Source organism: Citrobacter sp. RHBSTW-00029, assembly GCF_014104295.1.
GTDB classification, from domain to species: Bacteria; Pseudomonadota; Gammaproteobacteria; order Enterobacterales; family Enterobacteriaceae; genus Citrobacter; species Citrobacter youngae.
Genome location: NZ_JABXRT010000001.1, coordinates 1,672,791 through 1,698,697, shown reverse-complemented (window position 1 = coordinate 1,698,697; position 25,907 = coordinate 1,672,791). Strand labels below are relative to the sequence as shown.

The window sequence follows — 25,907 nt, the reverse complement described above, 5'->3', positions numbered from 1 at the left end:
TCCCGCGCCGGTCAAAATCTGCGGCAAGAGAGTGCACATTTCTGACCGCTCACTCTAGACAAAATTCATTAATAATCCAATTGTTGGTCGACGATTATCTGTACAAAATCGAAAATATTTTATGTCGATGAGAACAGGCCGAATCCCGTGTAAATTCAGTTAAAGTAAACCACACCGCCGTTTACTACGTTCTTCTGCCTCCTGATACAACGCAAACTCATCATATACTGCGCAGCCCAGCGCCTGTTCAAAGGCATCGCGGCTGGAATTACCGTGGCTGCGCACCTGCGTTTCATTACCCAGATTAGACTGGAAAATCCCTGCGGCGCTCACGGGCAAAAAATCCTCGTAGGTGATGGGTTGCGCAACCAGCCACCCTCGCTCAATGAGCGGCTGCGGGTCGTCATCCGGACGGATAGCCTGCCGATGCGCCTCGCCCGACGGCGTCAGGCGATAACGGAACCAGGCAAGCCCTTGCTGGCGCAACAGAAACTCACTGTCCGGGAACGCCTTAAACACGTCCTGAAGATGCAACTGGTGCGTCAGGTTATCTTTCCCCGTCCCCGCTTTACTCAACAGTTCGTCATACAACGCCCGGCCTTTTGGCGTCAGCGCCACACCACGTTGCTCGATTTCGCCAAAACGTGCTGTGTGAGTCCCACGCATTTCGCCGGCAAACAACACCGGTTCTTCCAGCGCCTTAAAGCTGGTCTGGCGCAGCAAGATAGGCACCTCGCGCCGTGGTGGGCCTTCAATGAGAATTTTCGGTGCAATACCGCACTCCGGCATCATCGACTGCACCCGATCGATATCCAATGTACGCGGCGTCAGATGGTTGATATGACAACCAGGGAAGCACACCACATCGGCAATCAGTCGATGCTCGTTATGCAAGGCATGATACGTTTGTTCATCTACGGTGGCGTGTTGATGCCAACGGAACGTTTCCAGTGCTTCATGCACAAATTCCTGAGCTTGTGCGGGTGTGAAACTACCCTGTGCATCAAACTCATCCAGCAGTTCGTGACAACGACGCGTGAAAATATCACGCTTTGCAAGGATCTCCGCTGCCTGCTGGCGCAACACCGCGTTCTCGATTAATTCGAGGCGTAATAACGAGGTAAATACCCGGAACGGGTTGCGCGAAAGCGAAGCATCGTCGATGGGACGAAACGCCGTGGAATGGACTGGGACGCCGGCCTGGGAGAGATCGTAATAGCTAACCGGATACATCCCCATAATGGCAAACATCCGCCGTAGTGTAGACAACTCCTGCGCAGTACCGACCCGAATTGCCCCATGGCGTTCAACATTGAGCCGTGCCAGTTCATCCGCATTGGCCAGTTTTTCATGCAGCGTCGGATTATTTTCCAGTACCGCCAGATTCACATCAGCGACAAGTTCCAGCAACGTGCCATACTGCGGGACTTCCTGCTGGTACATTGCTGACATTGCCTGCGAAAATTGTTCCCGAATCTCATCAGCCGTGATGGTGTTCGCCATAATGTCATGCCTCCAGTGAATATTACCTGGAGTGTAGAAAACGCCGCTGAGTCCGGTGGGAAGAATTTACAAACTGTGATCCCGCATAAATTCCCCCCACCCACAAAGGCAGTGAACTGAAGCTTACTGACGCGGTTTTAACTGACGTTCCAGCCATGGCAACATCTGTTTTTTACGACTGAGCATGCCTTCGACCTTGCAGGGTTGCGGTAACTCTGACAACTCAGATCCAGCGAACCACAGTCTGGTATCGCCAAGATTGATGTCCGTCAGCATCAGTACCACCAGCGCAGCCTGATTTTCCTCAGCATAACGGGTCATCTCCTCGCGGAGATCGTCCAGCATACCGTCAACCTGGCGCAATGCATACAGCTCGAGTTGCGCCACGCAGACTTTATGCCCATGAATGGTGAACGTTTTAATGTCTTTATGCAGCAGCTCACGGGCACTCATGTCTTCGACGCTGGTTTTGGCCGACAACAGATCACGGCTAAAAGCGTCCAGATCCACACCCGTTTTTTGGGCCAGAGCCCCCACCGCCTGGCTGTCATCCGGTGTAGTAGTCGGCGAGCGAAGCGTGACAGTGTCACTTAAAATAGCCCCCAGTAGCAAAAAAGCCTCCGCAGACGACAGCTGACTGCGCTCGTCATCCGCCATCAGTTGCCACAACAACGTCGCACTGCTGCCAACAGGTTTGACCCAGACCTCTGGAGGAAGACGAGTCACTAATCCGCCGAGTCGATGATGGTCGATGATACCAACGACATTGCTCTCAGACAGCGATTCCGGCCCCTGTGTCGGTTCGGTGAAATCTACCACCCAAACATCCTGATCGGTCAGCGGAAACGAGAGTCGTTCGGGCATGTCCAGTCCTGCATGCGCAAAGATAAATTGCGTTTCGCGGTTCGGTTCGCCCAGACGCCATGCCGTCGCCTGCTGGCCGCGTAACGTAAGCCAGCGAGCTGTCATTGCCGCGGTGCAAATGGCATCGCTATCGGGGTTAAGGTGCCCTATTACATGGATCATGGTCAGTGCCTTGTGATGATGGATGATGAAAAAGCGAACAATTGTCCGAGTATAACGACTGGCTACATTCCCTTCCATGATCCCACTACGCGGTCATGCTGTACAAAACATAAGCAAAATAAATCAGTTGTAAGTAAAACGCGTTAAATGTTAATAATATTTTGCTATCAAGTTATCAAAAACAAACAACTTCACTTGTCACCAATACGGCTCTGTTTTTAACATCGCTTATGGAAAAAAATGTTCTGTTCAATCAGCGCATTCGCTTGCGCCATCTTCATACTTTTGTCGCCGTTGCCCAACAGGGAACGTTGGGACGTGCGGCCGAAACCCTTAACCTGAGTCAACCAGCCCTCTCCAAAACACTGAACGAACTGGAGCAACTGACCGGAACCCGACTCTTTGAACGCGGTCGCCTTGGTGCACAATTAACGTTGCCCGGCGAGCAGTTTCTTACCCATGCGGTAAGAGTGCTTGATGCACTCAACACTGCCGGGCAGGCATTAAATCATCGTGAAGAATCTCAGAATGATGTCGTGCGTATTGGTGCCTTGCCAACAGCTGCGTTGGGTATTCTTCCGGCGGTAATCGGTCCGTTCCATAAGCAGCAAATGGAGACTACTCTGCAAGTTGCCACCATGAGTAATCCCATGATACTGGCCGGTTTAAAATCCGGGGAGATCGACCTCGGTATTGGCCGTATGGCCGATCAGGAATTGATGGTCGGTCTGAACTACGAACTGTTATTTCTGGAATCGCTCAAACTGGTCGTGCGTCCTAACCATCCATTGTTACAGGAAACCATCACACTGAGCCGGGTGATTGAGTGGCCAGTGGTGGTTTCGCCGAAAGGAACCGCCCCTCGCCAGCATGCTGAGGCATTGTTGCAAAGTCAGGGCTGTAAAATGCCGCCGGGTTGTATTGAAACGCTGTCAGCATCGCTCTCCCGTCAACTGACGGTTGATTACGACTATGTGTGGTTTGTCCCTTCAGGCGCGGTTAGAGAAGATCTGCGCCAGGCAACGCTGGTGTCATTGCCAATTCCCACCCACGGTGCGGGTGAACCCATCGGTATTCTTACTCGTGTCGATGTGCAACTCTCTCAGGCCGCCCAGATCCTTATCGCCGCAATACGCAAAACCGTACCTGTTTAATCGTATTGATGATTGGGTCTGTTATTACCGGCAGGCCCACCCCATGTAAATGTTCAATATATGGACGGTAAAACCGTCATAAAACACAGCTAAAAGCGTATTTTTCCTTACAAGTAAATTAAGCAATGCTTATTATTGATGATATCTCTGTCGAATAATGGCGGATGAAATTCTCTACACAAACTTACATCTATAAATTTTCCTTTAGAATTCAATGAGGAATAAAAAAATCAATCCAATCAATTTAATTAAAATTTTACATTAAATAATTAGCTTTTGCCCCTAATCAAATTCTTAAAAAAAACCAACCCCAACTTCACCTGCTATCCAGTCAGAATCTCGGGATATATAATGCCTTCGCTATTTAATTTGTTATTAAGGAAAATGACGTGAAATTTGTTAATTGTTTAAGTGCAGCAGCGCTTCTGATCGCAGGGGCTGCTTTTCAGGCCCAGGCGGCTGGTTCTGATTCTGCAAACATTGATTTTGCAGGAAACATTACATCATCAACCTGTGATGTCAGTATTGATGGTATTTCTGCTTCCAAAGAAGTCAAACTGCCAGATATCACCGTTTCTGCGATGCAAGCGGCTGTCAGCAGTCCTGCGATGAAAACCAAATTTCAGATCACCGTTAAAAACTGCGCCACTGAACCAGCGGGCGGTAAAGTAAAAGGGCAATTTTCAACCTCCGGTAATTACAACAGCACCAGCAAAGCATTGTTAAATACTGCAGCAGGAGACAAAGATGCGGGTTTCCAGGTAGAAGATACCGCAACCAGTACCATTATCGATTTTACATCAGCCACACCGCAATCTGAAGCCGCTTATAGTTCCACCAACGGTGCTGAATTTAATTACACCGTTGGTTATATCTATTCAGGTTCTGGTACGCCGACTGTTGGTGTAGTGAAAGCGAATACCACCTTTGTAACAACCTACCCCTAACAAGCTGTATAAGATCAACATTAGTTAATAACTCTGCTGCAACTTTTAATTCAAGGTTGCAGCTATTTAACCAAGATATAAATGATATGAATCTACAAAATACATTCAGAATAATTATACTTTCTACCACTATCTCTTTTAGCTATTCGTCAGTCGCCAGCATAGTGATTAACGCTACCCGTGTCATTTACCCTTCCGACGCGAAAGAGGCGCTCATTAAAATGGTGAATCAGGGGCAACAACCTTTATTAGTCCAGTCCTGGTTAGACGATGGTCATGAAGATGTTGATCCGCAAACCTTAAACGTTCCTTTTATCGCCTCCCCCCCGGTAAGTCGGGTCGATCCTAAACAGGGATTGACCGTACGCTTAAACTGGGACGGTCAACCGTTACCTACCGATCGTGAAAGCGTGTATTGGTTTAATGCACTTGAAATCCCCGGCAAAAATAAAGATGCCGCCAAATCGAATCAACTGCAGATCGCGCTGAAAACCCGCATCAAAGTATTTTATCGCCCGGCATCCCTTCCAGGTTCGGCGGATGACGCAATCCAACATCTGAAATGGAGCCTTGCTAACCAAGGTAAACAAGTTTGGGCGACGGCGAAAAATGACTCCCCTTACTTTGTCTCGCTGGTCGGTGCGAAGATTATCTCTGGGGGTAAAAAATACAGCATTGAACCCGATATGGTCGCCCCCTTTTCCAGCGCAAGCTATGAAGTGAAATCACTCACTACCCCGCGTTTTGAATCCGTGTCATGGACTGCTGTCAATGATTACGGTGGTAACGTTGACGCAACAGGAAAATAGTAAAATTCGCGCAAGGATTGCCCTAATGTCGATGTCAAAACGCCGCATGGCTACCTCTGTATGGATATTGTTGGTTATTTGTCAGACAGGATTTGCTGACGATAATTACATTGAATTCAACGATGACTTTATCTTCAGCAATGCAGGTAAAAAATCGACAATCGACGTGTCACAATATGCGCGCGGCAACCCGGTGAAACCCGGTATTTATACCGTCTCCGTTTGGATTAACGGTGAGCAACAGCAAACTGCAAAGATCCAGTTTATTGACAACCACACCCCGAACGCGTCTCCCTGCCTGACTCGTGAGGTGCTCGATGAAGCAAACGTTGATGTAAGCAAACTCCCCACGGCAGATGCGGACGAAGGTGAATCGCAATGCTATATACTGGCGGATTATTACCCCTCATCCAGCGTGAGTTACGATCCTAATTCACAGATCCTGATGCTCACAATTCCGCAGCTGTTTCTCGTCAGCCACCCTGCGGGTTATGTCAACCCCGCACGTTGGGATGCCGGTATTCCTGCTGCAATACTGAACTGGAGCTTCAGTGGCTACCACAGTGAAAACGACGGTAGCGCCTCTGACAGTGGTTATCTGGGGCTCGGCTATGGTCTCAATCTGGGAGCATGGAGGTTACGCTCCAGCGGCGCGCTGAACTGGGCAAAAGACGATAGCGCGACCTGGGACAACTACGACCTCTATTTGGCTCGCGATTTACCCCCTCTCCGGGCACAAATGGAACTGGGCCAGGTCACCTCTCGCAGCGAAGTCCTGGATAGTATCGGCATTAAAGGCGTACATCTGTATAACGACAAACGCATGGATCCACATGACGGTCGCTACGTTCCCGTCATCAACGGCGTGGCCAACAGTAATGCCAAAATTACCGTACGACAGCAGTCGCGCATCATCTATGAAACCACCGTTCCCCCAGGTCCTTTTGCTCTGAAAGATTATTATGTGGCAATCAACGGCGCTGACCTCGACGTTACCGTGGAAGAAGCTGATGGGTCAAAACGGTTATTCACCGTACCGTATGCCTCTGTTGCTCAGTTAATGACCAAAGGTGAAGTTGACTGGGATTTTGCCGTTGGGACATTAGACAACGATGACAACAGCGATTCTCCCTGGGTGCTCACCACTAACGGTAATTATGGATTGAGCGATATTTTCACGCTGTATGGCGGCATACAGTCAATGGAAGAAGACTATCTGGCGGGGATGCTGGGTCTGGCGATGAATACGCGTCTTGGTGCTATCGCAGTCGATGTTATCCACTCTCGCGCTTCACTTGAAGATATTGGCACTCTGCAGGGGCAGAGTTACCGTGTAAGCTACAGTAATGTGCTGGACGCAACACAGACCAATTTCAGCTTTAGCGCCTATCGATACAGCACCAAAGATTACCTCTCGCTTAATGACGTCATCTCTTTGCAAAATAGCATCGATAGTTATAGCGATGATCACGATACTAACCGTAACGATGCGTATCGCAACAGCTACAGCCATTCCAAAAATGAGCTTCAGGCTAACGTCAATCAACCTATCAACCTTAACGGCGAAGATTACGGTTCATTTTATCTCAGCGGCACCTGGACGAGTTACTGGGGTAGCTCAGACAAAACGTCTCAGTATTCGCTGGGCTACAGCAACACTTTCCGCTCCATCTCGTGGAATATCTCGCTGCAGCGCAGTTATAACGAATGGGGCGATGAAGATGACAGCCTGTACGTTGGGTTGAGTATTCCTTTTGGTAGCAACGCTCAAAACGATCAACCAGCCTTCTCCAGTCTGAACCTCAGCGCCAATAGCGACTTTAGCGGCAACAACGGTTTCACCAGTACGGCCAGCGGCAACAGTAGCAACAATAAATGGAACTACAGCCTCAGCACCACCGCTAACCAGGCCAGTCAGGGAGAAGACACCTATTCCGTCAGCGGATATTCCACCTATAACGGCGCGCATGGAGCAACCAGCGTTTCCGCTACGGTCGATAAAAATCATAACCAGCAGTATTCCCTAAACAATAACGGCGGTGTGCTGTTACACAGCGGTGGATTGACGCTCTTACCGGGTAATGTCAACGCACAAAGCGCCATAGCCCTTATTGAAGCGCAAGGTGCAGATGGCGCGACCACCACCAATGGGTATGGTGAGATTGACAGTGCCGGATACGCAGTTGCCACCAGTCTTTCACCTTATGCCGAGAATACCGTCGGACTGGATCTCAGCACCATCAAGGCGGACGTCGAAGTGAAAAATACCTCCGCCGCCGTGGTTCCGCGCGATGGTGCCGTGGTGAAAGTCACCTTCGCCACCCAGCAAGGTCAATCGGTGTTTGTCACGCTCAGACGTAGTGATAACAGTTTCATTCCATTGGGCGCGAACATTCTCAATGAGCAGGGAAAATCCGTTGGCGCAATAGGTCAGGCGGGCCGCGCCTTTTTACGCGGGATCGAACAACGTGGCAGCCTGAAGGTTATTTGGGGGAGCGACACGGCAAGCTACTGCGATGTAACCTACCAGATCCCTGACGCGCCCGCGATGATCGGAAAATCAATTCGTCTGGAGACGTTAGTCTGCCAAATGCCAGGATCCGGGAAGTAGCTTATGCGCCAGGTAATGCTTGTTTCTTTTCTATTATGCAGCCCGCATCTCTTTGCGGCGGATGTCGTGGTTAACTTTAAGGCCAATTTGCTTGCTATGACCTGCACCGTCAATATTGTTGTTGGTTCAAGCAAAGCGGTGAACCAGACCATTGATTTTGGTGTATTAACCCGCGCAGAACTGGAAGCTCAGGGCGCTAATACGCTGAAAGATTTTTCGTTGCAGTACAGCAACTGCACGATCGGATCCAGTACAAACCAGACGGTTACCTGGATGAAAACGGGTATTAAAGCCTCTTCGTGGTACAACGGCTATCCAACCGAACTCTATGGTGGGAATAACGGGGCCGCAGCGGTTTTGTATCGTTCTGGCTCCCCAAATTCTCTGTTAGTTCTCAATAGCAGTACGCCGTTTGACTGGACCTCGACTGAGCGCACCAATAAGGCCCTGAACCTGGTTTTATCTCTGCGTCCGACGTCTTACTCAACCACCGCGACAAGTGGCACCTTCAACGGTTCGTTGACGTTCACCACCACCTATCAGTAGGAGCCACCATGAAATTTTTACCAATAGCCTTATTGCTGATATCCACGCCGCTATGGGCCGCAATCAGTACCAATACCAATGTATTAACGGTAAAGGCAGAACTGGTTACCGGTAGCTGTTATATCGCCGCTTCTGATATAGATTTAGGTGACCTGGACGCAAGCGAATTCTCTGCGGGTGGCGCATGGGCGGATTTATCTGCCACTACGCAGGGAAACGTAACCTTAGCAGGGCAAATGCTTACTCTGAGCTGCGACTCAGGGTCCGTTGCCAAATCTCTGGTAATGAGCATCAAACCGCAAAAGGCGCAGCTAACCGGTAACCAGATCTTCCCTAATGAATATACTGGGCCAACAGGGCGAGTTAAATCAACAACCGCAGCAGGTAATGTTGGCGTTGTCGCTTTTTATGGCGGAAAAAATGTTTTAAATAAAGACAATACTTCCGAAGTTATTATCGATAGTAACTATATTGGTATCGATGGCAATAAAGTCCTTCCTGTCCTGCGCGCCCGCTTCCAGAAAATAGATTCATCAAAACCGGTCACCCCAGGTGGGGTATTAAGCCAGGTACAAATTAGCGTGAGTTATAAATGACTATTAAACAGAGATTAGTAACTATGAGCCCAGTTGTTATGCGTTTAATTGTTGCTACCGGATTACTAATATTAAGCGTTTGTGTCCGCCCCGTTCTTGCTTACGAATGCAGTTTTCAACCCGATAATCAATCTCAAATTCTTAGTGCAGGTACATTTACTGTAACTAATTTTAATCCATCAAATACTGCACTCACTTTATTAGGTAGTTTCCCCCAAATTAGGGTTGCTCTTCTTGAGTGCGGTACCGGGAATGATGGTGCCGATTGGTATGGATGGACAGATGTTTCAAATACGGCAGGTGTGAAATCCGGCACTTATCAAGGAACCGGCTATTCGTATTATAGAGTTTTTTGGCCGACCAATATCCCAGGAATTTACTATTCAGTTAACATTACAGATCCGAACAGAGGGTCTTCTTATAAAGCATATTTACCTGACTCAACATCAGAAACCCGCCTGTTGGATTTTAGTGGTAATAACGATGACACTTCAATATACGCAACAATTGAAATTTGGCAATACGGTACAGTGACGGCGGTTGGTGATGCTCATCCTACTCAAACAGGCCTAATCGGAACATTTCGTGCGGGTTCGCTTGATAACGGTGACAGCGAAAAACTGAAAATTAATGTAAACGCGTCCTCTTTCACCGTTAAATTTACTACGCCAACCTGTAACCTATCCGTTTCCCCCACCACCATCGACTTTGGCGATGTGGGTAATGACAAACCACGAAAAACCTTCACCTTGAAAAATAGCAACTGCGTTAATGCTTCAGGGGTTACCCTTAAACTGACGTCGACCAAAGCGGCTTATGATAATAGCGGGTTGTCTATTCTCGCCAATACCACGACTGGCACCTCAGCAGCGGGCGGACGGGGAGTGGCGGTTTCTTACGAGGGATCGTCCCGGCAATATCTGTCGGCGAATGACACAAATTCTTCAGTGTCCATCGACTTTGGTTCCATCGTAACGGCGAAAGATATCACCATGGCCGGATTACTCACCTGTACCTCCGCCAGCAACAACAGTACCTGTGATGACTACACCCCCGGAGCCTTCACCGCCGTAGGCACCCTCAGCGCGACGTACAAATAAATAAGAAATCCGGTAATACAAAGAATCGTATTACCGGATGACTGACCTGTCAGAATGTTTCCCAGTTATCCGTATTTACCGTGTTTGATTTTGGCAGTGAAACCGATGGATTAACGGCAGGTGTAACGCGTTTAATTGCGCTTGTCCCGGTTAAACGGAATGTGCCGACGGCTTCCGTTAAGCGTGCGGCCTGCTCTTCAAGAGAGGCCGCAGCGGCCGATGCTTCTTCAACCAGTGAGGCGTTTTGCTGCGTGACCTTATCCATCTCTGAAATCGCCTGGCTTACCTGGACGATACCCCGGCTTTGTTCATCAGAGGCCGCCGCAATTTCCAGCATAATGTCGGTGACACGTTTTACCGCATCGACAATATCCGTCATCGTATTGCCTGCCGCGACCACTTCTCCGGATCCCTGGTCAATCAGTCGGACTGATTCGCTGATCAATCCTTCTATTTCTTTTGCCGCCTGGGCGCTGCGGCTTGCTAACGTACGTACCTCACTGGCTACGACGGCAAACCCTCTCCCCTGTTCGCCTGCCCGCGCCGCTTCGACCGCTGCGTTCAGCGCCAGGATATTGGTCTGGAAGGCAATGCTGTTTATAACGGCGGTAATTTCGGAGATTTTCTTCGAACTTGTTGAGATATTCCCCATGGTTTTAACCACGCCAGAGACCATCTGACCGCCCCGGCTGGCCTTGCCGGAAGCATCTTCCGCCAGCGTGCTCGCATGATGCGCGTTGTCGGCGTTTTGCTTCACCGTAGCCGTCAGTTCTTCCATGCTGGCCGCCGTTTGTTCAATCGCCGCGGCCTGTTGTTCAGTTCGTGAAGAAAGATCGGTATTGCCCGCAGAAATCTCACTGGTACCACGGTAGATTTCTTCCGCCCCCTGACGTACCGTGCCCACCGTTTTCCCAAGCGATCGTTGCATTGTTTGCAGATGACGGCTCAGGCGACCAATTTCGCTGCGCCCGGTTGGTTCCTCCGGCATCGTCAGATCGCCCGCTGAAATTTGCTCAATGCGCTGGGCCGCACGTAACAAAGGATGAATAACGGTACGGCGCAAAACAATGAACGTCATCACGGTCAGCGCCAGCGCAAGAACGAATGCACCCAGCATAAAGGCCATGCCAAGCTGTGTACGTTGGTGCGCCTGTTCGCTTAACTGATTCGCCCTGGCGGTACGAATATCGATCGCCTTTAACAACACCTTGTTGTAAGCAGAGTCCAGCGGTCTGGCCTGTTCATTTTCATGGTTGATGATCGCCTCGAACATACCGTTTTTAGCGTACTTCAGCATAGGCTGTAAGCCGTCGATATAGGCTTTGAAATTGGCGCTCAGTTCAGCGTCTAACGCCTCTCCGTCAGTGGTTTTCACCGCACGCGCCATATAGGTATTAAAACCGTCCTGCGATTGCTTAATACGTTTTTCTGCCTCGGCAATATTGGCCTTCATGTCATCCATTTCAGCAATACGGCTCGCCGCACCAGCATGGATCATGTTGATACGCGCGGTGCGTAAGTGGTTAGAGCTGTTAGATAACCCCATCCGAACCTGAATCTCATCGGTTACATCGCGCTGATCGCGATCGGCCTGCATAAGAAAATAACCTGCCAGCCCTGAACTTAAGGCGAACAGCAGAAGGATGCCACCGAGAATGGAGGAAAACAGCGGAACCAGCCGGATTTGATGCAGAAAGCCCAGTTTATGCTGGGCTTGCATCGATGTAGTGTTGTCCATGACCGTCGACTCTCTTGTAGGGTTTATGCGTGAAAACACGCCCGTTAGATAGTCATCGGCAATCCGGGAAGTTTACTTACCGTGAAAAGCGCCGGATTCGTCACACTTTCACAACATCATTCAAAGAAATTCAGGAAAGTGCCAGCGGTGAAATCCGCTGGCCAATGAATCAGTTATCACCAAAATGGATAACGGTACGGATGGATTTACCCTGATGCATTAAATCGAACGCGTCGTTGATCTGCTCCAGCGGCAGGCGATGCGTAATAAACGGATCTAACTGAATTTTTCCGCTCATTGCTTCTTCGACCATACCCGGCAACTGGGTGCGCCCTTTTACACCGCCAAACGCGGAACCGCGCCACACGCGCCCGGTTACTAACTGGAACGGACGTGTTTTGATCTCCTGACCAGCACCCGCCACGCCAATGATGATGCTTTCACCCCACCCTTTATGGCAACACTCCAGCGCCGCACGCATCACGTTAACGTTGCCGATACACTCAAAGCTAAAGTCCACGCCACCGTCGGTGAGCTCAACAATCACGTCCTGCACCGGCTTATCGTAATCGTTCGGGTTGATGAAATCGGTCGCGCCCATTTCACCCGCCAGCTTAAATTTTTCCGGATTAGTATCAACGGCCAGAATACGCCCGGCTTTCGCCTGTACCGCGCCCTGAATCACCGCCAGGCCAATACCGCCCAGACCAAATACGGCCACGGTATCGCCTTCTTTCACTTTCGCGGTGTTATGGACCGCTCCGATCCCGGTGGTGACGCCACAGCCCAGCAGACACACTTTATCCAGTGGAGCTTGCGGATTAACCTTCGCCAGCGAGATCTCCGCGCAAACGGTGTATTCACTGAAGGTACTGGTACCCATATAGTGATAGATGGGTTCGCCGTTATAAGAAAAACGCGTAGTGCCATCCGGCATCAGGCCTTTACCCTGGGTAGCCCGTACGGCCTGACACAAGTTAGTTTTGCCAGACTTACAGAACTTACATTCACCACATTCTGCCGTGTACAGCGGGATGACATGATCGCCCGGTTTCAGGCTGGTGACGCCCTCACCCACTTCAACCACGATACCCCCGCCTTCATGACCGAGTACCGCCGGGAACACCCCTTCCGGATCGTCGCCAGAGAGCGTAAAAGCGTCAGTATGGCACACGCCGGTGTGGGTAATTTTAACCAGCACTTCACCTTTCTTTGGCGGTGCGACGTCGATCTCGACAATTTTTAACGGCTGACCGGGGCCGAATGCAACTGCTGCGCGTGATTTCATTTGTCTCTTCCCATTATTGCGAGGTGATGGTGTTATTTTAGATAAGCGCGCAGAAGATGGCCGATTTCAGCCATGCGCACAGCACGCTGGTCTGGGGTAGTCTCCCCGCTGACCAGTTCATCTTTCAGGTGGATCTCAACCATTTCGCCCATCAGGCCATTGGATGCGCCGCGCACAGCGGCAATTTGTTGCAGGATCGCCAGACACGGCTCGCCGGACTCCAGCGCGCGCTCAAGCGCATCAACCTGGCCGCGAATACGGCGTACACGGGTGAGAATGCGTTTCTTATCTTCAGGTGAATGCGGCATACGCCCTCCAGATACCATACCCCCCTATAGTATCAGTAATTTTACATCTTTGTAAAATCCACTACCCCACGCGCAATAAATCACTGTATCTCGTCGTATAGCGAGGCGAAAGCATGTCTCGTTTCATTGCCCACGGTTGCTGTATCCCTTGTCCGGCAAACCAGAGCGTCCCTTTACCATTTTTAGCATTAAGGGTATCCAGAACCGTCATAAGTTTGTCGCTATTATGCCGCGGAACGTTTTCATCAAAAAGATTGAGCTGTGCCACACCGGAGCTGAAAAAATCCCCTAACATCACGCCAGCTTTTTGATAATGCCGCCCCTCTCGCCAGATGGCGTCAAGGCAGCGCGTCGCCGCACCAATAATATCCCGGCTGTCCTGGGTTGGCGTCAGTAGTTTTACCGACGCGTTGTTACCATAGTAAGGTTCGTTATGGGCAAATGGACTGGTTTTAATAAACGCAGAAATAAAGCGGCAGAACTGGTGCTCTCCGCGCAACTTCTCCGCCGCACGTGAAGCATAGGTACAAATCGCCTCCCGCATGGCATTGTAATCCGTGAGCCGTTCACCAAACGACCTTGAACAGATGATTTCCTGCTTAACCGGCGCAAACTCCTCCAGCGCCAGGCACGATTCGCCGCGCAATTCCCGTACGGTTCTTTCCAGCACCACGCTGAAATGTTTGCGGATAAAGCGAATATCGGTTTCAGCCAGGTCGCAAACCGTTTTAATACCCATGGCATCCAGTTTCTTACCGATACGGCGGCCAATGCCCCAGACTTCATCTACCGGAACGGCAGCCATCAACTTGCGTTGGCGCTCGCTATTCGATAAATCGACCACACTGCCGGTCTGATCCTGCCACTTTTTAGCCGCATAGTTTGCCAGCTTAGCCAGTGTTTTGGTCTGGGCAATACCGACACCCACTTTAAGATGAGTTTTCTGCAAAATAGTGTCCCTCATCTCGCGACCAAAATCAGTAAGATCTCTGCAGTTCCTCACCCCCGTCAAATCACAGAACGCTTCATCAATACTATATCTTTCCACGCGCGGAGAGAGTTCCTCCAGGATGGACATGACTCTGCTACTCATATCCGCATACAGCTCGTAATTTGAACTAAAGCACGTCACGCCGTAACGTCGAAACAGATCTTTTTGTTTGAAGTACGGAGCCCCCATTTGGATACCCAATTTTTTGGCCTCCGCGCTGCAGGCAATAACACAGCCATCGTTATTTGAGAGAACCACTACCGGTTTATCACAGAGATCAGGCCGGAAAACGGCCTCACAGCTGGCGTAAAACGAATTTACATCGCAGAGTGCAAACATCAGCGCAGAGCCTTCACGGCATAGGTAACGACACCGAATACATTCAGTGATTCTTCACGACCGATAACGATCGGTGCATAAGCGCTGTTCATTGGAACGAGCTGTACCGTTGGACGAAGCTGCAGCCGCTTAACCGTGAACTCACCATCAACGGCAGCGATAATAATGTCGCCATGTACCGCCGTCAGCGAACTGTCAACAACCAGCAAATCGCCATCATCGATCCCCCCTTCAATCATTGAATCCCCCGCGGCTTTCACGAAGTACGTGGCACTGGGATGCTGAATTAGCAATTCATTCAAGTCGATGCCCCGCTCGACATAATCCGCAGCCGGGCTGGGAAACCCGCACTGAACAAGGTCACTAAACAAGGGGATTGTATTGATTTCGCGGAGATCCGCTGGCTTGAGAAACAACATAATGACTCATCCAATATTAACTGTATTTATATACAGTATTTTTATCTGAGCAGTTGTTCAAGCGGCTTTTTGTGGCGCTATTGCTATTCACCTGAATTATAACGACTAGTGTCTGTACAAACGTATCGCGACATGAAACCGGGTATAGTAGCGCCATAACATCATCAAAACGGACACACTATGACTACCGCAGGGAAAAGCAATCCGCTGGCCATTGGCGGCCTGATCGCGCTAACGCTCATCTGGAGCTATAGCTGGATTGCCATGAAACAGGTCACGCACTACATTGGTTCATTCGATTTCACCGCACTACGTTGTTCTTTTGGGGCATTGTTATTATTTATTGTCCTGATGCTACGCGGACGCGGAATGCGCCCGACCCCGTTCGGTTATACGTTGGCGATAGCCTTGTTACAAACGTGCGGCATGGTGGGATTATCACAGTGGGCGCTGGTCAGCGGCGGTGCGGGAAAAGTCGCTATTCTGAGTTATACCATGCCCTTCTGGGTGGTCATTATGGCCGCCCTTTTTCTCGGTGAACGCATGCGTCGTTTGCAGTACGTCGCTATTGCAGTGGCGGCGTTTGGCCTGATACTGGTATTACAGCCGTGGCAACTGGACTTTTCGTCAATGAAGAGTGCGCTGCTGGCAATCCTCTCGGGCATCAGTTGGGGAGCCAGTGCGGTTGTCGCCAAACGTATGTATGTTCGTCATCCCAGTATAGACCTGTTAGCACTCACCTCGTGGCAGATGCTGTATGCCGCGCTGGTGATGAGTCTGGTAGCCTGGCTGGTCCCACAGCGAACACCTGACTGGCAGCCTGTCGTATTCTGGGCATTAGGATATAGCGCCGTACTGGCAACCGCGCTGGCCTGGAGCTTATGGCTGTTTGTGTTGCGTAACCTGCCTGCCAGTATCGCCAGTTTAAGCACACTGGCGGTGCCGGTTTGCGGGGTACTATTTTCCTGGTGGTTGCTCGGCGAAGAACCTGGCGTTGTCGAAGGTAGCGGGATTGTGCTGATTGTTCTGGCACTGGCCATCATCAGCCTGAAGAAACGCGCCACGCAGGTGCAACGCGTTGAAAAAGAGATCTCATGCGAAAAATAATCACAGAGAAATAAAACACCCCGCATTACGCGGGGCGTTTTATCAGGAACGTTTTCGCGGCATCATGCGCAGGAGCGTATTATCCTTCCAGAAATAGTGATGTAGCAGAGCCGCGGCGGCATGCAGGCCAATGACAAAATAACCCAGGTTTGCCAGCGTTTCGTGCCATGATTTCAGCATATCGGCCAGTTCAAAATTGGCTTCTACCGCATGTGGCATAACAATGCCGAATGCAACCCACGGATTTCCCCGGTTATACATCATCACCAGGCCAATAATCGGCAGCGCAATAAACAGCAAATAGATAACCAGATGCCCCAGATGCGCCATGCCAATCATCATCGGCTTCGGTTTTGGTTCAATCGGTGGTGCCGGATACTTAAGTCTGACCAGCAGACGCGCCACCATCAACGCTAAAATCGTGATACCACAGGAAACATGCACCATGTTGAACCCGGGACGATAGCTGCGCGGGAAAAATCCGCGAAACTCCATGGCACTGTAGGCCACAATGACCAACAAAAAGACCAGCCAGTGAATGCCAATTTGCAGGCCAGAATACTTCTTCCCCATAACACTTCTCGAATAAAAACAATAATGCGTCAACATAACGGGCTTTTGTTAAAAATTCATTAAGTTTTGTTCACCCATTTTCAGTCAGTTACGTTTAACCGCAAAAACAGCTATTGCCGCGGATGCCTGACTGGACTATGCCTGGTAGGGAAAATATGTCGTACCGTCTCATCCTGACAGGAGAAAACCATGAATAAAATTGGCATTAACGGTTTTGGTCGTATCGGTCGTCTGGTATTGCGTCGGCTACTGGAGGTCAAAAGCAGCGTGGAGGTCGTCGCTATCAATGACCTCACCTCACCGAAAATCCTCGCTTATCTGTTAAAACACGATTCAAACTACGGCCCGTTTCCCTGGAGCGTCGACTTTACCGAGGACGCACTGATTGTCGATGGTAAAAAAATTGCCGTTTACGCCGAAAAAGAGGCCAAAAATATTCCGTGGAAAACGACTGGCGCAGAGATCATCATCGAATGCACCGGTTTTTATACCTCAACAGAAAAAGCCAACGCGCACCTGGATGCCGGGGCCAAAAAAGTGCTGATATCCGCCCCGGCTGGGGATATGAAAACCATTGTCTTTAACGTCAACGACGACACGATGGATGCCAGCGATCGGATTATCTCTGTCGCGTCGTGCACCACCAACTGCCTGGCGCCGATGGCAAAAGCGCTGCATGACAGCTTCGGTATTCAGCTTGGCACCATGACCACTATCCATGCTTACACCGGAACGCAATCACTGGTTGATGGCCCTCGCGGGAAAGATCTGCGCGCCTCACGCGCGGCAGCAGAAAATATCATTCCTCATACCACCGGTGCGGCGAAGGCGATTGGTCTGGTGATCCCGGCCCTGAGCGGGAAATTAAAAGGTCACGCCCAGCGTGTTCCGGTAAAAACCGGATCCGTTACGGAACTGGTGTCGATTCTGGGTAAAAAAGTCACTGCGGAAGAGGTTAACGACGCGCTGAAAAAGGCAACGCTGAACAATGCATCATTCGGCTATACCGACGAAGAAATTGTCTCGTCAGATGTCATTGGCTCACATTTCGGTTCAGTATTTGATGCAACACAAACCGAGATCACCGAAGTGGGCGATCTGCAACTGGTAAAAACCGTGGCCTGGTACGATAACGAGTACGGTTTTGTCACCCAACTTATCCGTACGTTGGATAAATTTATCACGCTTTAGTGTTATGGCGGAGGATCGCCTCCGCCTCGTTTCATTTCCCGCTAATTCAATACGTTGTGAGTCTCTCCCCGTTTTCAACCCATTAAGTGTGCTATAGCTAACCTTTGCCACAAAGGGAGCACAGTAATGGAAGCACTGAGTCGAGAAACGTTAGAAACTATGATCGCGCAAGCCGTTGCCCACGCCGCCACCGTCTCAGTCTGGCCAATGGGTGAAGCCCCCGGAGCAAAAAACAGCGATGCGGTATTTACCCCCGAACCCAGACATACGGGAACCTCTCATTACGATCGTGCGGTAACCGGTATTCGTGCCCCAGAAATCACCGTCTACGCCCCCGCAAAACCGAATGGTGTGGGAATACTTGTCACCCCCGGCGGCTCTTATCGACGCGTAGTGCTGGACAAAGAAGGCAGTGCGCTGGCGCCCTTTTTTAATGCCCGCGGTTATACTCTGTTTGTCATGACCTATCGCTTGCCGGGGGATGGTCACGAGGAAGCGTCAAACGCACCGTTGGCCGATGCCCAACGCGCTATGCGCTACATTCGGGCTAACGCACATGAATGGGGAATCGATCCTTATCGTATCGGTATACTGGGCTTTTCCTCCGGCGGTCATGTGGCAGCCAGCCTGGGAACACGTTTTGCTGAATCGGTTTATACGCCCCTCGATAGCGTAGACGAACAACCCGCCCGCCCCGCGTTCATGGCGCTGGTCTATCCGGTGATTAGCCTGCGTGAGAATATCGCTCACCCAGGCTCTCGCCTTGAATTAGTTGGCACGACCCCCGAAGAAAAGGACCTGCACCGCTATTCACTTGAAGAACGAGTTGAGAACACGACGCCGCCAACATTCCTGCTGCATGCCATTGACGATCCGGCGGTGAAAGTCGAAAACAGTCTGGCATTTTTTAATGCGCTTCGCACACAGGGGGTTCCTGTTGAAATGCATCTGTTTGAACGCGGCAAACACGGCTTCGGTATTCGGGATACTCAAGGGTTACCGCTGGCCATCTGGCCGGAAATGATGATGAACTGGGTAGCCACTAAAGTGTGAGGATGGCGCCGGGTGGCGTACAGACTCACCCGGCGAAAAACTTAGGACTGCAGATACACCACTTGCGTTTGCAGGTATTCGTTCAGACCATGTTTACCATCAGCCCCGCCAATCCCGGACTTACGCCAGCCAGCGTGGAAGCCCTGCATCGCCTCGAAGTTTTCTCGATTAATGTAGGTTTCGCCAAACTTCAGCCCCTTAATCGCCTTCATTGCCGTATTCAGATTCTGCGTATAGATCGATGAGGTCAGACCGTAGTCGCTGTCATTAGCCATCGTCAGCGCCTCTTCCAGCGTATTAAACGCCACCACTGGCAGCACAGGACCAAACGTCTCCTCGTGCATAATCGCCATCTCCTGGCGCACGTCTAACAGTAACGTCGGCAGGTAGTAATAACCTTTGCCGACAACAGCCTTACCGCCCAGCACCACTCTGGCCCCTTCCTGCACCGCTCGTGCGACTTTCTGCTCCACACGATCCAGCGCAGCGGCGTTAATCAGCGGCCCCATCGCAATGTCATTGCGTTCGGCCGGATTGCCAAACTGCACGGCTTTCATTGCCTCTCCCAGACGATTAACGAACTGGTCATAGATACCTTTCTGAACGTATACGCGCTCAGCACAGTTGCATACCTGTCCGGTATTGATCACCCGCGAGTCAACAATGGCCTTCACCGCCAGCTCAAGGTCAGCATCGTCCATCACGATAGCCGGCGCTTTGCCACCCAACTCCAGACAAACTTTAGTGATGTTTTTGGCCGCTGCGGCCATAATTTTCTCACCTGCACCGACGCTACCGGTCATGCTCACCATCGCCACCTTCGGGTTTCCAGCCAGCTCCTGACCGACCGTTTCACCGCGTCCCAGCACCAGATTAAAGACCCCGCGCGGTAAACCAATGTCATCAACAATTTTGGCAAAGGCGATGGCGTTATTCGGTGTGAATTCACTCGGCTTAATGACAATGGTATTCCCCGTCAGCAAGGCGGGAGCCAGTTTGCGGGCAATCAGGAAAAACGGGAAGTTCCACGGCAGAATGCCCGTCGTCACGCCCAGTGCACGCTTAAACAGCAGGATATTCTCACCCGGGCGATCGCTTTGCAGGATCTCGCCTTCATAGCGACGCGCCCACTCAGCCATGTAATCGATATAGTCGGCGGTAAACGCGACTTCAACGTCAGCCAGTTGTTGAATTTTTCCACCTTCCGCCACAATCAACGCGCTGATTTCAGCGGCTCGCTGACGGATGCCCGCAGAAATTTTGCGTAACCAGTTCGCCCGTTCGATAGCTGGCAGGGCTTCCCATTGCGGCTGAGCACGCTGTGCGGCATCGATCGCTTTACGCGCATCTTCAGCGCGTCCATCGGGAATACGCGAGATCAGCTCTTCGGTCGCTGGATTGATGACATCAATCCAGGCATCGTCGTGCCAGGTCACAAACTGCCCATCAATATACATAGGATGTTGTACGGGTACTGACATGCGCTTCTCCTGTGATTGATCTGTTTTTAACAAGTAAAACTATTGTTAATTAATACCAATCATGCATGACGCATTACTGCTGGAATTGTCGTTCTGTGAGCCGCTTCATAAAAGCATCTGGTAATGTCATGGCGGAGGGAAAAAACAGGCAGGACTTATGCCCGTTTGCGGCAAAACGCCGACAAACGGGCAGCAAAGATTACAGCGATCGGCTCGCCAGCAGGTCAGTCAGCGCCGTATCGTTTTGCAGATGCAACCATGCATCCTCAACATTCTGCGGAATATCAACATGGGCGATAAAATCACGACCACGAGGGCCATAGCCGGTTGCATCATCGCGCAGTCTCGGCAATTCGCCGGTAATCAGTGAAAGATAGCGATCCACAGACCACAGCCCCTCCGCAGTTGGCGCGAAATCCACACCACCGTTCTGTAGAGTCAACTCAGGGATAAAACCGGGAAAACTCAACCAGCGCGGCACCTGCAGAAAATCACGGGTTACACGCTGGAATGTCGCCATCGTGCGGCGTTGCATTGTAGGGTCCTGCACCACAATGACCGTGTGAATATTTTCTGTCGCCTGGTTCAGTAAGGCACAACTAAAGCGTGCATTCTCACCGCAGTTTGTTGACTGGTCTTCCACCCAAATCGTCTCACCCGGAATTTGCCAGAACTGGTGCGCAATATCAGCCAGGATCGCTGCTTCTGCTCGTCCGCTGGTGCGGATGATGTTATAGCGAGGATGCTCTGCAATCGCGTCATACAGAAAGCGCGTAGAATGACCGATGCCACCGCTAATCAATAAGGGAACCTGTTGTTCTTTCGCGATCCGACAGGCGGCGTCGATGGTCGGAATAACCGCGTTGCCCGCCAGAATCACGCAGTCTGACTGAACGGTGATGTTCTCCATAAAATCATTCTGCGCCAACCATCGCCCTACGGTATTTATCGCCGCAAGGGTGGCTGCGGAAAGTATCGGGAACTGACTCATACTCATAACTCCTGGTGTTTATTCTTTACCGGGTACAGATGCCGGATGGCGGCTATGCCTTATCCGGCCTACGGTCCAGCATCGCGTCACCCCGTAATCTGCTCCATCGCCTGCAGGATACGCTTATCCGAAATCGGATACGGCGTGCCAAGCTGTTGGGCAAAGTAGCTGACGCGCAGCTCTTCTATCATCCAGCGGATCTCTTTGACATCGTCATCTTCGCGGCGCGCGGGCGGCAGTTTATTGAACCACTGCTGCCAGGCCTGCTGCACGCTGTCCACTTTCAGCATCTGCGCGCGATCGCGGTGCGGATCGATGGCCAGTTTCTCCAGCCGTTTTTCAATGGCCTGCAAATAACGCAACGTATCGCCCAGACGTTTGAAACCGTTGCCGGTAACAAATCCGCGATACACCAGTCCGCCCATTTGCGCTTTGATATCCGCAAGCCCTAGCGCCATGGTCATATCCACGCGCCCTTTCAGACGTTTGTTGATATTAAACACTGCGGTCAGGATCTGTTCGACCTGCTTCGCAATCTCCACCACCGTATCGTTCAGTTCAGCCCGCACTTTTTCATGCAACGCCGCAAAACCTTCTTCGGTCCACACCGGACCACCGTTGGCGTCAATTAACTGATCCACACCGCAGGAGATACAGTCGTCAATCAAATCCAGAACTTTACCGTACGGGTTAAAGTACAGCCCCAGCTTCGCTTTATTAGGCAGTTTCTCGTGTAAATATTTGATAGGTGATGGAATATTCAGCAACAACAGGCGGCGTAAACCGCACCACATCGCCTGCTGTTGCTCCAGCGGATTATCAAACAGTTTGATGGCAACGCTGTCACGCTCATCCACCAGCGCAGGCCACGCTTTGACTTTATAGTTGCCGCGTTTTTGCTCGTAACTTTCCGGTAGTTGACCGAAGCTCCAGATGTGCAATCCGCTCTGTTCAATACCGTCATCCGCCACCGCAGACAGCGTTTCCTGAACTTTGCCCTTCAGCGCATCTTTCAAATCCTGCAGCGAACGCCCTTCCTGCAGCTTCCTGTTCTTATCATCCACGACCCGGAAGGTGATTTTTAGGTGATCGGGCACCTGATCCCAGTGCCAGTCGTCACGGTCAACGGTGACGCCGGTCATGCGGCGCAGTTCACGCTCCAGCGAATCCAGCAGCGGCAGTTCCAGCGGCGTCACACGACCTAAAAATGCTTCCGCATAGTTCGGTGCCGGCACAAAGTTACGCCGTACCGGTTTTGGCAGTGATTTAATCAGGGCGATCACCAGTTCACGGCGCAGCCCCGGAATTTGCCATTCAAAACCGCTCTCTTCGATCTGGTTAAGCAGCGGCAGCGGAATATGCACGGTCACGCCATCCGCATCAGCGCCGGGTTCAAACTGATAGCTCAGGCGCAGTTTGAGATTGCCCTGATGCCAGAAGTTCGGGTAATCCAGCTTGCTGATTTTCTCCGCGCCCTCTTTGATGAGCATGCTCTTTTCAAAGTTGAGCAGATCCGGTGTCTCGCGGCTAACCTTCTTCCACCAGCTGTCAAAGTGGCGGGCAGAAACCACATCATGGCTGATGCGCTGGTCGTAAAACTCAAACAGCGTCTCATCATCGACCAGAATGTCGCGACGGCGTGATTTGTGCTCTAACTCTTCCACTTCCGCACGCAGCTTGAGGTTGTCACGGAAAAACGCATGGCGAGTTTGCCAGTCGCCTTCCACCAACGCATGGCGGATGAACAGTTCACGCGACAGGACTGGATCGATCTGGCTGTAGTTCACCTTACGGGCGGCCACAATCGGTAAGCCGTAAACGGTGACCTTTTCTGTCGCCATTACAGCACCCTGCGCGCGTTCCCAGTGCGGTTCACTGTATGAACGTTTGATCAGATGCTGGGCAACCGGCTCCACCCACTCGGGATCGATACGTGCGGCAATACGTCCCCACAGGCGGCTGGTTTCCACCAACTCCGCCACCATCGTCCATTTCGGTGGTTTTTTAAACAACCCAGAGCCGGGGAAGATCGAGAAGCGGGCGTTACGCGCGCCGGTAAATTCCTGTTTATCGGCATCTTTCATCCCGATATGCGAGAGTAACCCGGTCAACAGCGCAACGTGAATTTCCCGATACTCAGCAGGTTCGCTGTTAACCGGAATACCCAACTCTTTCACTACCTGGCGCAGTTGCGTGTAGATATCCTGCCACTCTCGCACGCGCAGGTAGTTCAGAAAATCAAGTTTGCACTGGCGACGGAACTGGTTTGACGACAGCGCTTTTTGCTGCTCGCCAAGATAGTTCCACAGGTTCACAAACGCGAGGAAATCAGACTCTTTGTCGTGGAAGCGGCGGTGTTTCTCGTCAGAAGCCTGTTGCTTGTCCATTGGACGCTCGCGCGGATCCTGAATGGACAGCGCCGAGGTAATGATCATCGCCTCACGTACGCAGCCATGTTTTTGCGCTTCCAGCACCATGCGCGCCAGACGCGGATCCACCGGCAGTTGCGACAGTTGACGACCCAACGGCGTTAACTTATACGCGGTTGCCTGTTCATCGGTGGTTATCGCCCCCAACTCTTCGAGCAGGCGTACCCCGTCCTGAATATTGCGTTTATCCGGTGCTTCAACGAACGGGAATGCCGCGATATCCCCCAGTCCCAGCGCAGTCATCTGCAAAATAACGGATGCCAGGTTGGTACGCAGGATCTCCGGGTCGGTAAACTCCGGGCGCGACAGGAAATCGTCTTCGGAATACAGGCGAATACAGATCCCTTCCGAAACACGACCGCAGCGGCCTTTACGCTGGTTCGCAGAAGCCTGCGACACCGGTTCAATCGGCAAACGCTGGACTTTAGTACGGTAGCTGTAACGGCTGATACGCGCAGTGCCCGGGTCAATTACATATTTGATCCCCGGCACGGTTAGCGAGGTTTCCGCCACGTTGGTAGCCAGCACGATACGGCGACCACTGTGCGACTGGAATACACGGTTCTGCTCACTGTTTGAAAGACGCGCATACAGCGGCAACACTTCGGTGTGGCGTAAATCCAGCTTATTCAGGGCATCGGCGGTATCACGGATTTCACGTTCGCCGCTCATGAAGATCAGAATATCGCCCTGACTTTCACGGCCTAACTCATCTACGGCATCAAAAATCGCCTGCAGTTGGTCACGCTCGGTGTCATCTGCATCTTCAACAATCGGGCGATAACGCACTTCCACCGGGTACGTTCGACCGGAGACTTCGATAATCGGCGCGTTATTGAAATGCTTTGAAAAACGCTCCGGGTCGATGGTCGCCGAAGTGATAATAATTTTGAGATCCGGACGACGCGGCAGGAGTTCTTTCAAATAGCCGAGCAGAAAATCGATATTCAGACTGCGTTCATGCGCTTCATCGATGATGATGGTGTCGTACTGCATCAGCAGCCGATCCTGCTGAATTTCCGCCAGCAGGATACCGTCCGTCATCAGCTTGACCATAGTGTTATCACTGACATGATCGCTGAAACGCACTTTATAACCAATACAGCCGCCCGGCTCGGTCTGCAGCTCTTCCGCAATACGGTTCGCCACGGTGCGCGCCGCCAGACGACGCGGCTGGGTATGGCCGATCAGCCCTTTTACCCCGCGCCCCAGTTCCATACAGATTTTGGGTAACTGGGTGGTTTTCCCCGAGCCGGTCTCGCCAGCCACAATCACCACCTGATGGTCGCGAATTGCGTCCAGAATATCCTGTTTTTTCTGGCTGACGGGCAGGTTTTCCGGATAGGTAATCTCCGGACGCGCCGCTTCGCGCAGCACGACTTTACCTGCTGCCTGCGCGATCTCTTTCGCCATCTCCTGGTAAATGGCCTGTTGTGCATCAGGATTTTTAACCTTCTTCACGCCGTGCAGGCGGCGGGCAAAACGCTGTCTGTCGCGCAGCATCAGTGAGTCCAGCTGTTGCTGCAGCATGTTGAAGGTTAATTTTTGTTGTTCTGTCATAGCGTTAAAAGGCAGTGCTCTGCCGGGTTAAATCTCTTTTAGATGATGGGTATAGAGTACCACATCGGCGCTTTTCATGTGTTGTTCAATAATTTCGAACATAGGATTCGATATATTGCGCTATCACTGCGACAGGATTGTGAATAA

The 25,907-nt window shown here is 51.2% G+C and carries 21 protein-coding genes; 10 read left to right on the top strand and 11 right to left on the bottom strand.

Annotated elements, in window-relative coordinates:
- Positions 1 to 159 precede the first annotated feature (159 nt).
- Together HV041_RS08385 and HV041_RS08380 are read right to left on the bottom strand one after the other, a co-directional pair.
- Entirely contained in the window at positions 160 to 1,503 is a 1,344-nt protein-coding gene (locus tag HV041_RS08385) for a VOC family protein (RefSeq protein WP_121584677.1), read from the bottom strand.
- Between the two features lie 123 nt (positions 1,504 to 1,626).
- A complete protein-coding gene (locus tag HV041_RS08380) occupies positions 1,627 to 2,529 on the bottom strand; it encodes a manganese-dependent inorganic pyrophosphatase (RefSeq protein WP_121584678.1) in 903 nt (300 codons plus the stop codon).
- Between the two features lie 230 nt (positions 2,530 to 2,759).
- On the opposite strand from HV041_RS08380, the gene HV041_RS08375 reads away from it, so the two are divergent.
- The 7 genes from HV041_RS08375 to HV041_RS08345 all read left to right on the top strand — a co-directional run bounded on the left by HV041_RS08375 (position 2,760) and on the right by HV041_RS08345 (position 10,292).
- Positions 2,760 to 3,683 carry a LysR substrate-binding domain-containing protein gene (locus HV041_RS08375; RefSeq protein ID WP_121584679.1) on the top strand — a complete coding sequence of 308 codons (924 nt, stop codon included), beginning with the start codon at positions 2,760 to 2,762 and terminating at the stop codon, positions 3,681 to 3,683.
- A 389-nt stretch (positions 3,684 to 4,072) separates the two neighbouring features.
- Positions 4,073 to 4,630, top strand: a complete 558-nt coding sequence (locus HV041_RS08370; protein WP_121584680.1) for a fimbrial protein — start codon at positions 4,073 to 4,075, stop codon at positions 4,628 to 4,630.
- A gap of 86 nt (positions 4,631 to 4,716) precedes the next feature.
- A complete protein-coding gene (locus HV041_RS08365) occupies positions 4,717 to 5,439 on the top strand; it encodes a fimbria/pilus periplasmic chaperone (RefSeq protein ID WP_165712377.1) in 723 nt (240 codons plus the stop codon).
- Positions 5,440 to 5,464: 25 nt separating this feature from the next.
- Positions 5,465 to 8,050 carry an outer membrane usher protein gene (locus HV041_RS08360; protein ID WP_182294163.1) on the top strand — a complete coding sequence of 862 codons (2,586 nt, stop codon included), beginning with the start codon at positions 5,465 to 5,467 and terminating at the stop codon, positions 8,048 to 8,050.
- Between the two features lie 3 nt (positions 8,051 to 8,053).
- Positions 8,054 to 8,596, top strand: a complete 543-nt coding sequence (locus HV041_RS08355) for a fimbrial protein (RefSeq protein ID WP_003843747.1) — start codon at positions 8,054 to 8,056, stop codon at positions 8,594 to 8,596.
- Positions 8,597 to 8,604: 8 nt separating this feature from the next.
- Entirely contained in the window at positions 8,605 to 9,192 is a 588-nt protein-coding gene (locus HV041_RS08350; RefSeq protein ID WP_121584683.1) for a fimbrial protein, read from the top strand.
- Entirely contained in the window at positions 9,189 to 10,292 is a 1,104-nt protein-coding gene (locus HV041_RS08345) for a pilus assembly protein FimA (protein WP_168216364.1), read from the top strand. The genes HV041_RS08350 and HV041_RS08345 overlap by 4 nt, the downstream gene beginning before the upstream one ends.
- A 49-nt stretch (positions 10,293 to 10,341) precedes the next feature.
- Here the strand turns inward: HV041_RS08345 and HV041_RS08340 are convergent, their stop codons facing one another.
- The 5 genes from HV041_RS08340 to HV041_RS08320 form a co-directional block, all read right to left on the bottom strand.
- Complete coding sequence (locus HV041_RS08340; RefSeq protein ID WP_061067959.1) at positions 10,342 to 12,030, bottom strand: methyl-accepting chemotaxis protein; 1,689 nt, start codon at positions 12,028 to 12,030, stop codon at positions 10,342 to 10,344.
- A gap of 169 nt (positions 12,031 to 12,199) precedes the next feature.
- Positions 12,200 to 13,318, bottom strand: coding sequence for an S-(hydroxymethyl)glutathione dehydrogenase/class III alcohol dehydrogenase (locus HV041_RS08335; protein WP_048211575.1), 1,119 nt, complete (start codon positions 13,316 to 13,318; stop codon positions 12,200 to 12,202).
- 32 nt (positions 13,319 to 13,350) lie between these two features.
- Positions 13,351 to 13,626: a metal/formaldehyde-sensitive transcriptional repressor gene (locus tag HV041_RS08330; protein ID WP_003833178.1), complete on the bottom strand. Its 276-nt coding sequence runs from the start codon at positions 13,624 to 13,626 to the stop codon at positions 13,351 to 13,353.
- 61 nt (positions 13,627 to 13,687) lie between these two features.
- A complete protein-coding gene (locus HV041_RS08325; protein ID WP_121584684.1) occupies positions 13,688 to 14,956 on the bottom strand; it encodes a Y-family DNA polymerase in 1,269 nt (422 codons plus the stop codon).
- The gene (locus HV041_RS08320) at positions 14,956 to 15,375 is read right to left on the bottom strand and encodes a translesion error-prone DNA polymerase V autoproteolytic subunit (protein ID WP_121584685.1); all 420 of its coding nucleotides are present in this window, start codon (positions 15,373 to 15,375) and stop codon (positions 14,956 to 14,958) included. Before HV041_RS08320 ends, HV041_RS08325 begins: the two co-directional genes overlap by 1 nt.
- Before the next feature lie 180 nt (positions 15,376 to 15,555).
- On the opposite strand from HV041_RS08320, the gene HV041_RS08315 reads away from it, so the two are divergent.
- A complete protein-coding gene (locus HV041_RS08315; RefSeq protein WP_061067963.1) occupies positions 15,556 to 16,482 on the top strand; it encodes an EamA family transporter in 927 nt (308 codons plus the stop codon).
- A 42-nt stretch (positions 16,483 to 16,524) separates the two neighbouring features.
- On the opposite strand, the gene cybB is transcribed toward HV041_RS08315, so the two are convergent.
- Entirely contained in the window at positions 16,525 to 17,055 is a 531-nt protein-coding gene (gene cybB / locus HV041_RS08310; RefSeq protein ID WP_121584686.1) for a cytochrome b561, read from the bottom strand.
- Positions 17,056 to 17,244: 189 nt separating this feature from the next.
- Between cybB and gap the strand changes: the two genes are divergently transcribed.
- Entirely contained in the window at positions 17,245 to 18,246 is a 1,002-nt protein-coding gene (gene gap, locus HV041_RS08305; RefSeq protein ID WP_086523686.1) for a type I glyceraldehyde-3-phosphate dehydrogenase, read from the top strand.
- A gap of 126 nt (positions 18,247 to 18,372) precedes the next feature.
- Positions 18,373 to 19,299 carry an alpha/beta hydrolase gene (locus HV041_RS08300; protein WP_121584687.1) on the top strand — a complete coding sequence of 309 codons (927 nt, stop codon included), beginning with the start codon at positions 18,373 to 18,375 and terminating at the stop codon, positions 19,297 to 19,299.
- Positions 19,300 to 19,340: 41 nt separating this feature from the next.
- Here the strand turns inward: HV041_RS08300 and aldA are convergent, their stop codons facing one another.
- The 3 genes from aldA to hrpA form a co-directional block, all read right to left on the bottom strand.
- Positions 19,341 to 20,780, bottom strand: coding sequence for an aldehyde dehydrogenase (gene aldA, locus HV041_RS08295; RefSeq protein WP_121584688.1), 1,440 nt, complete (start codon positions 20,778 to 20,780; stop codon positions 19,341 to 19,343).
- Between the two features lie 199 nt (positions 20,781 to 20,979).
- Positions 20,980 to 21,777, bottom strand: coding sequence for a YdcF family protein (locus tag HV041_RS08290; protein WP_181900257.1), 798 nt, complete (start codon positions 21,775 to 21,777; stop codon positions 20,980 to 20,982).
- Positions 21,778 to 21,857: 80 nt separating this feature from the next.
- On the bottom strand, positions 21,858 to 25,760 hold the full coding sequence (gene hrpA / locus HV041_RS08285; protein ID WP_121584689.1) for an ATP-dependent RNA helicase HrpA: 3,903 nt from the start codon (positions 25,758 to 25,760) through the stop codon (positions 21,858 to 21,860).
- Positions 25,761 to 25,907: the final 147 nt, after the last annotated feature.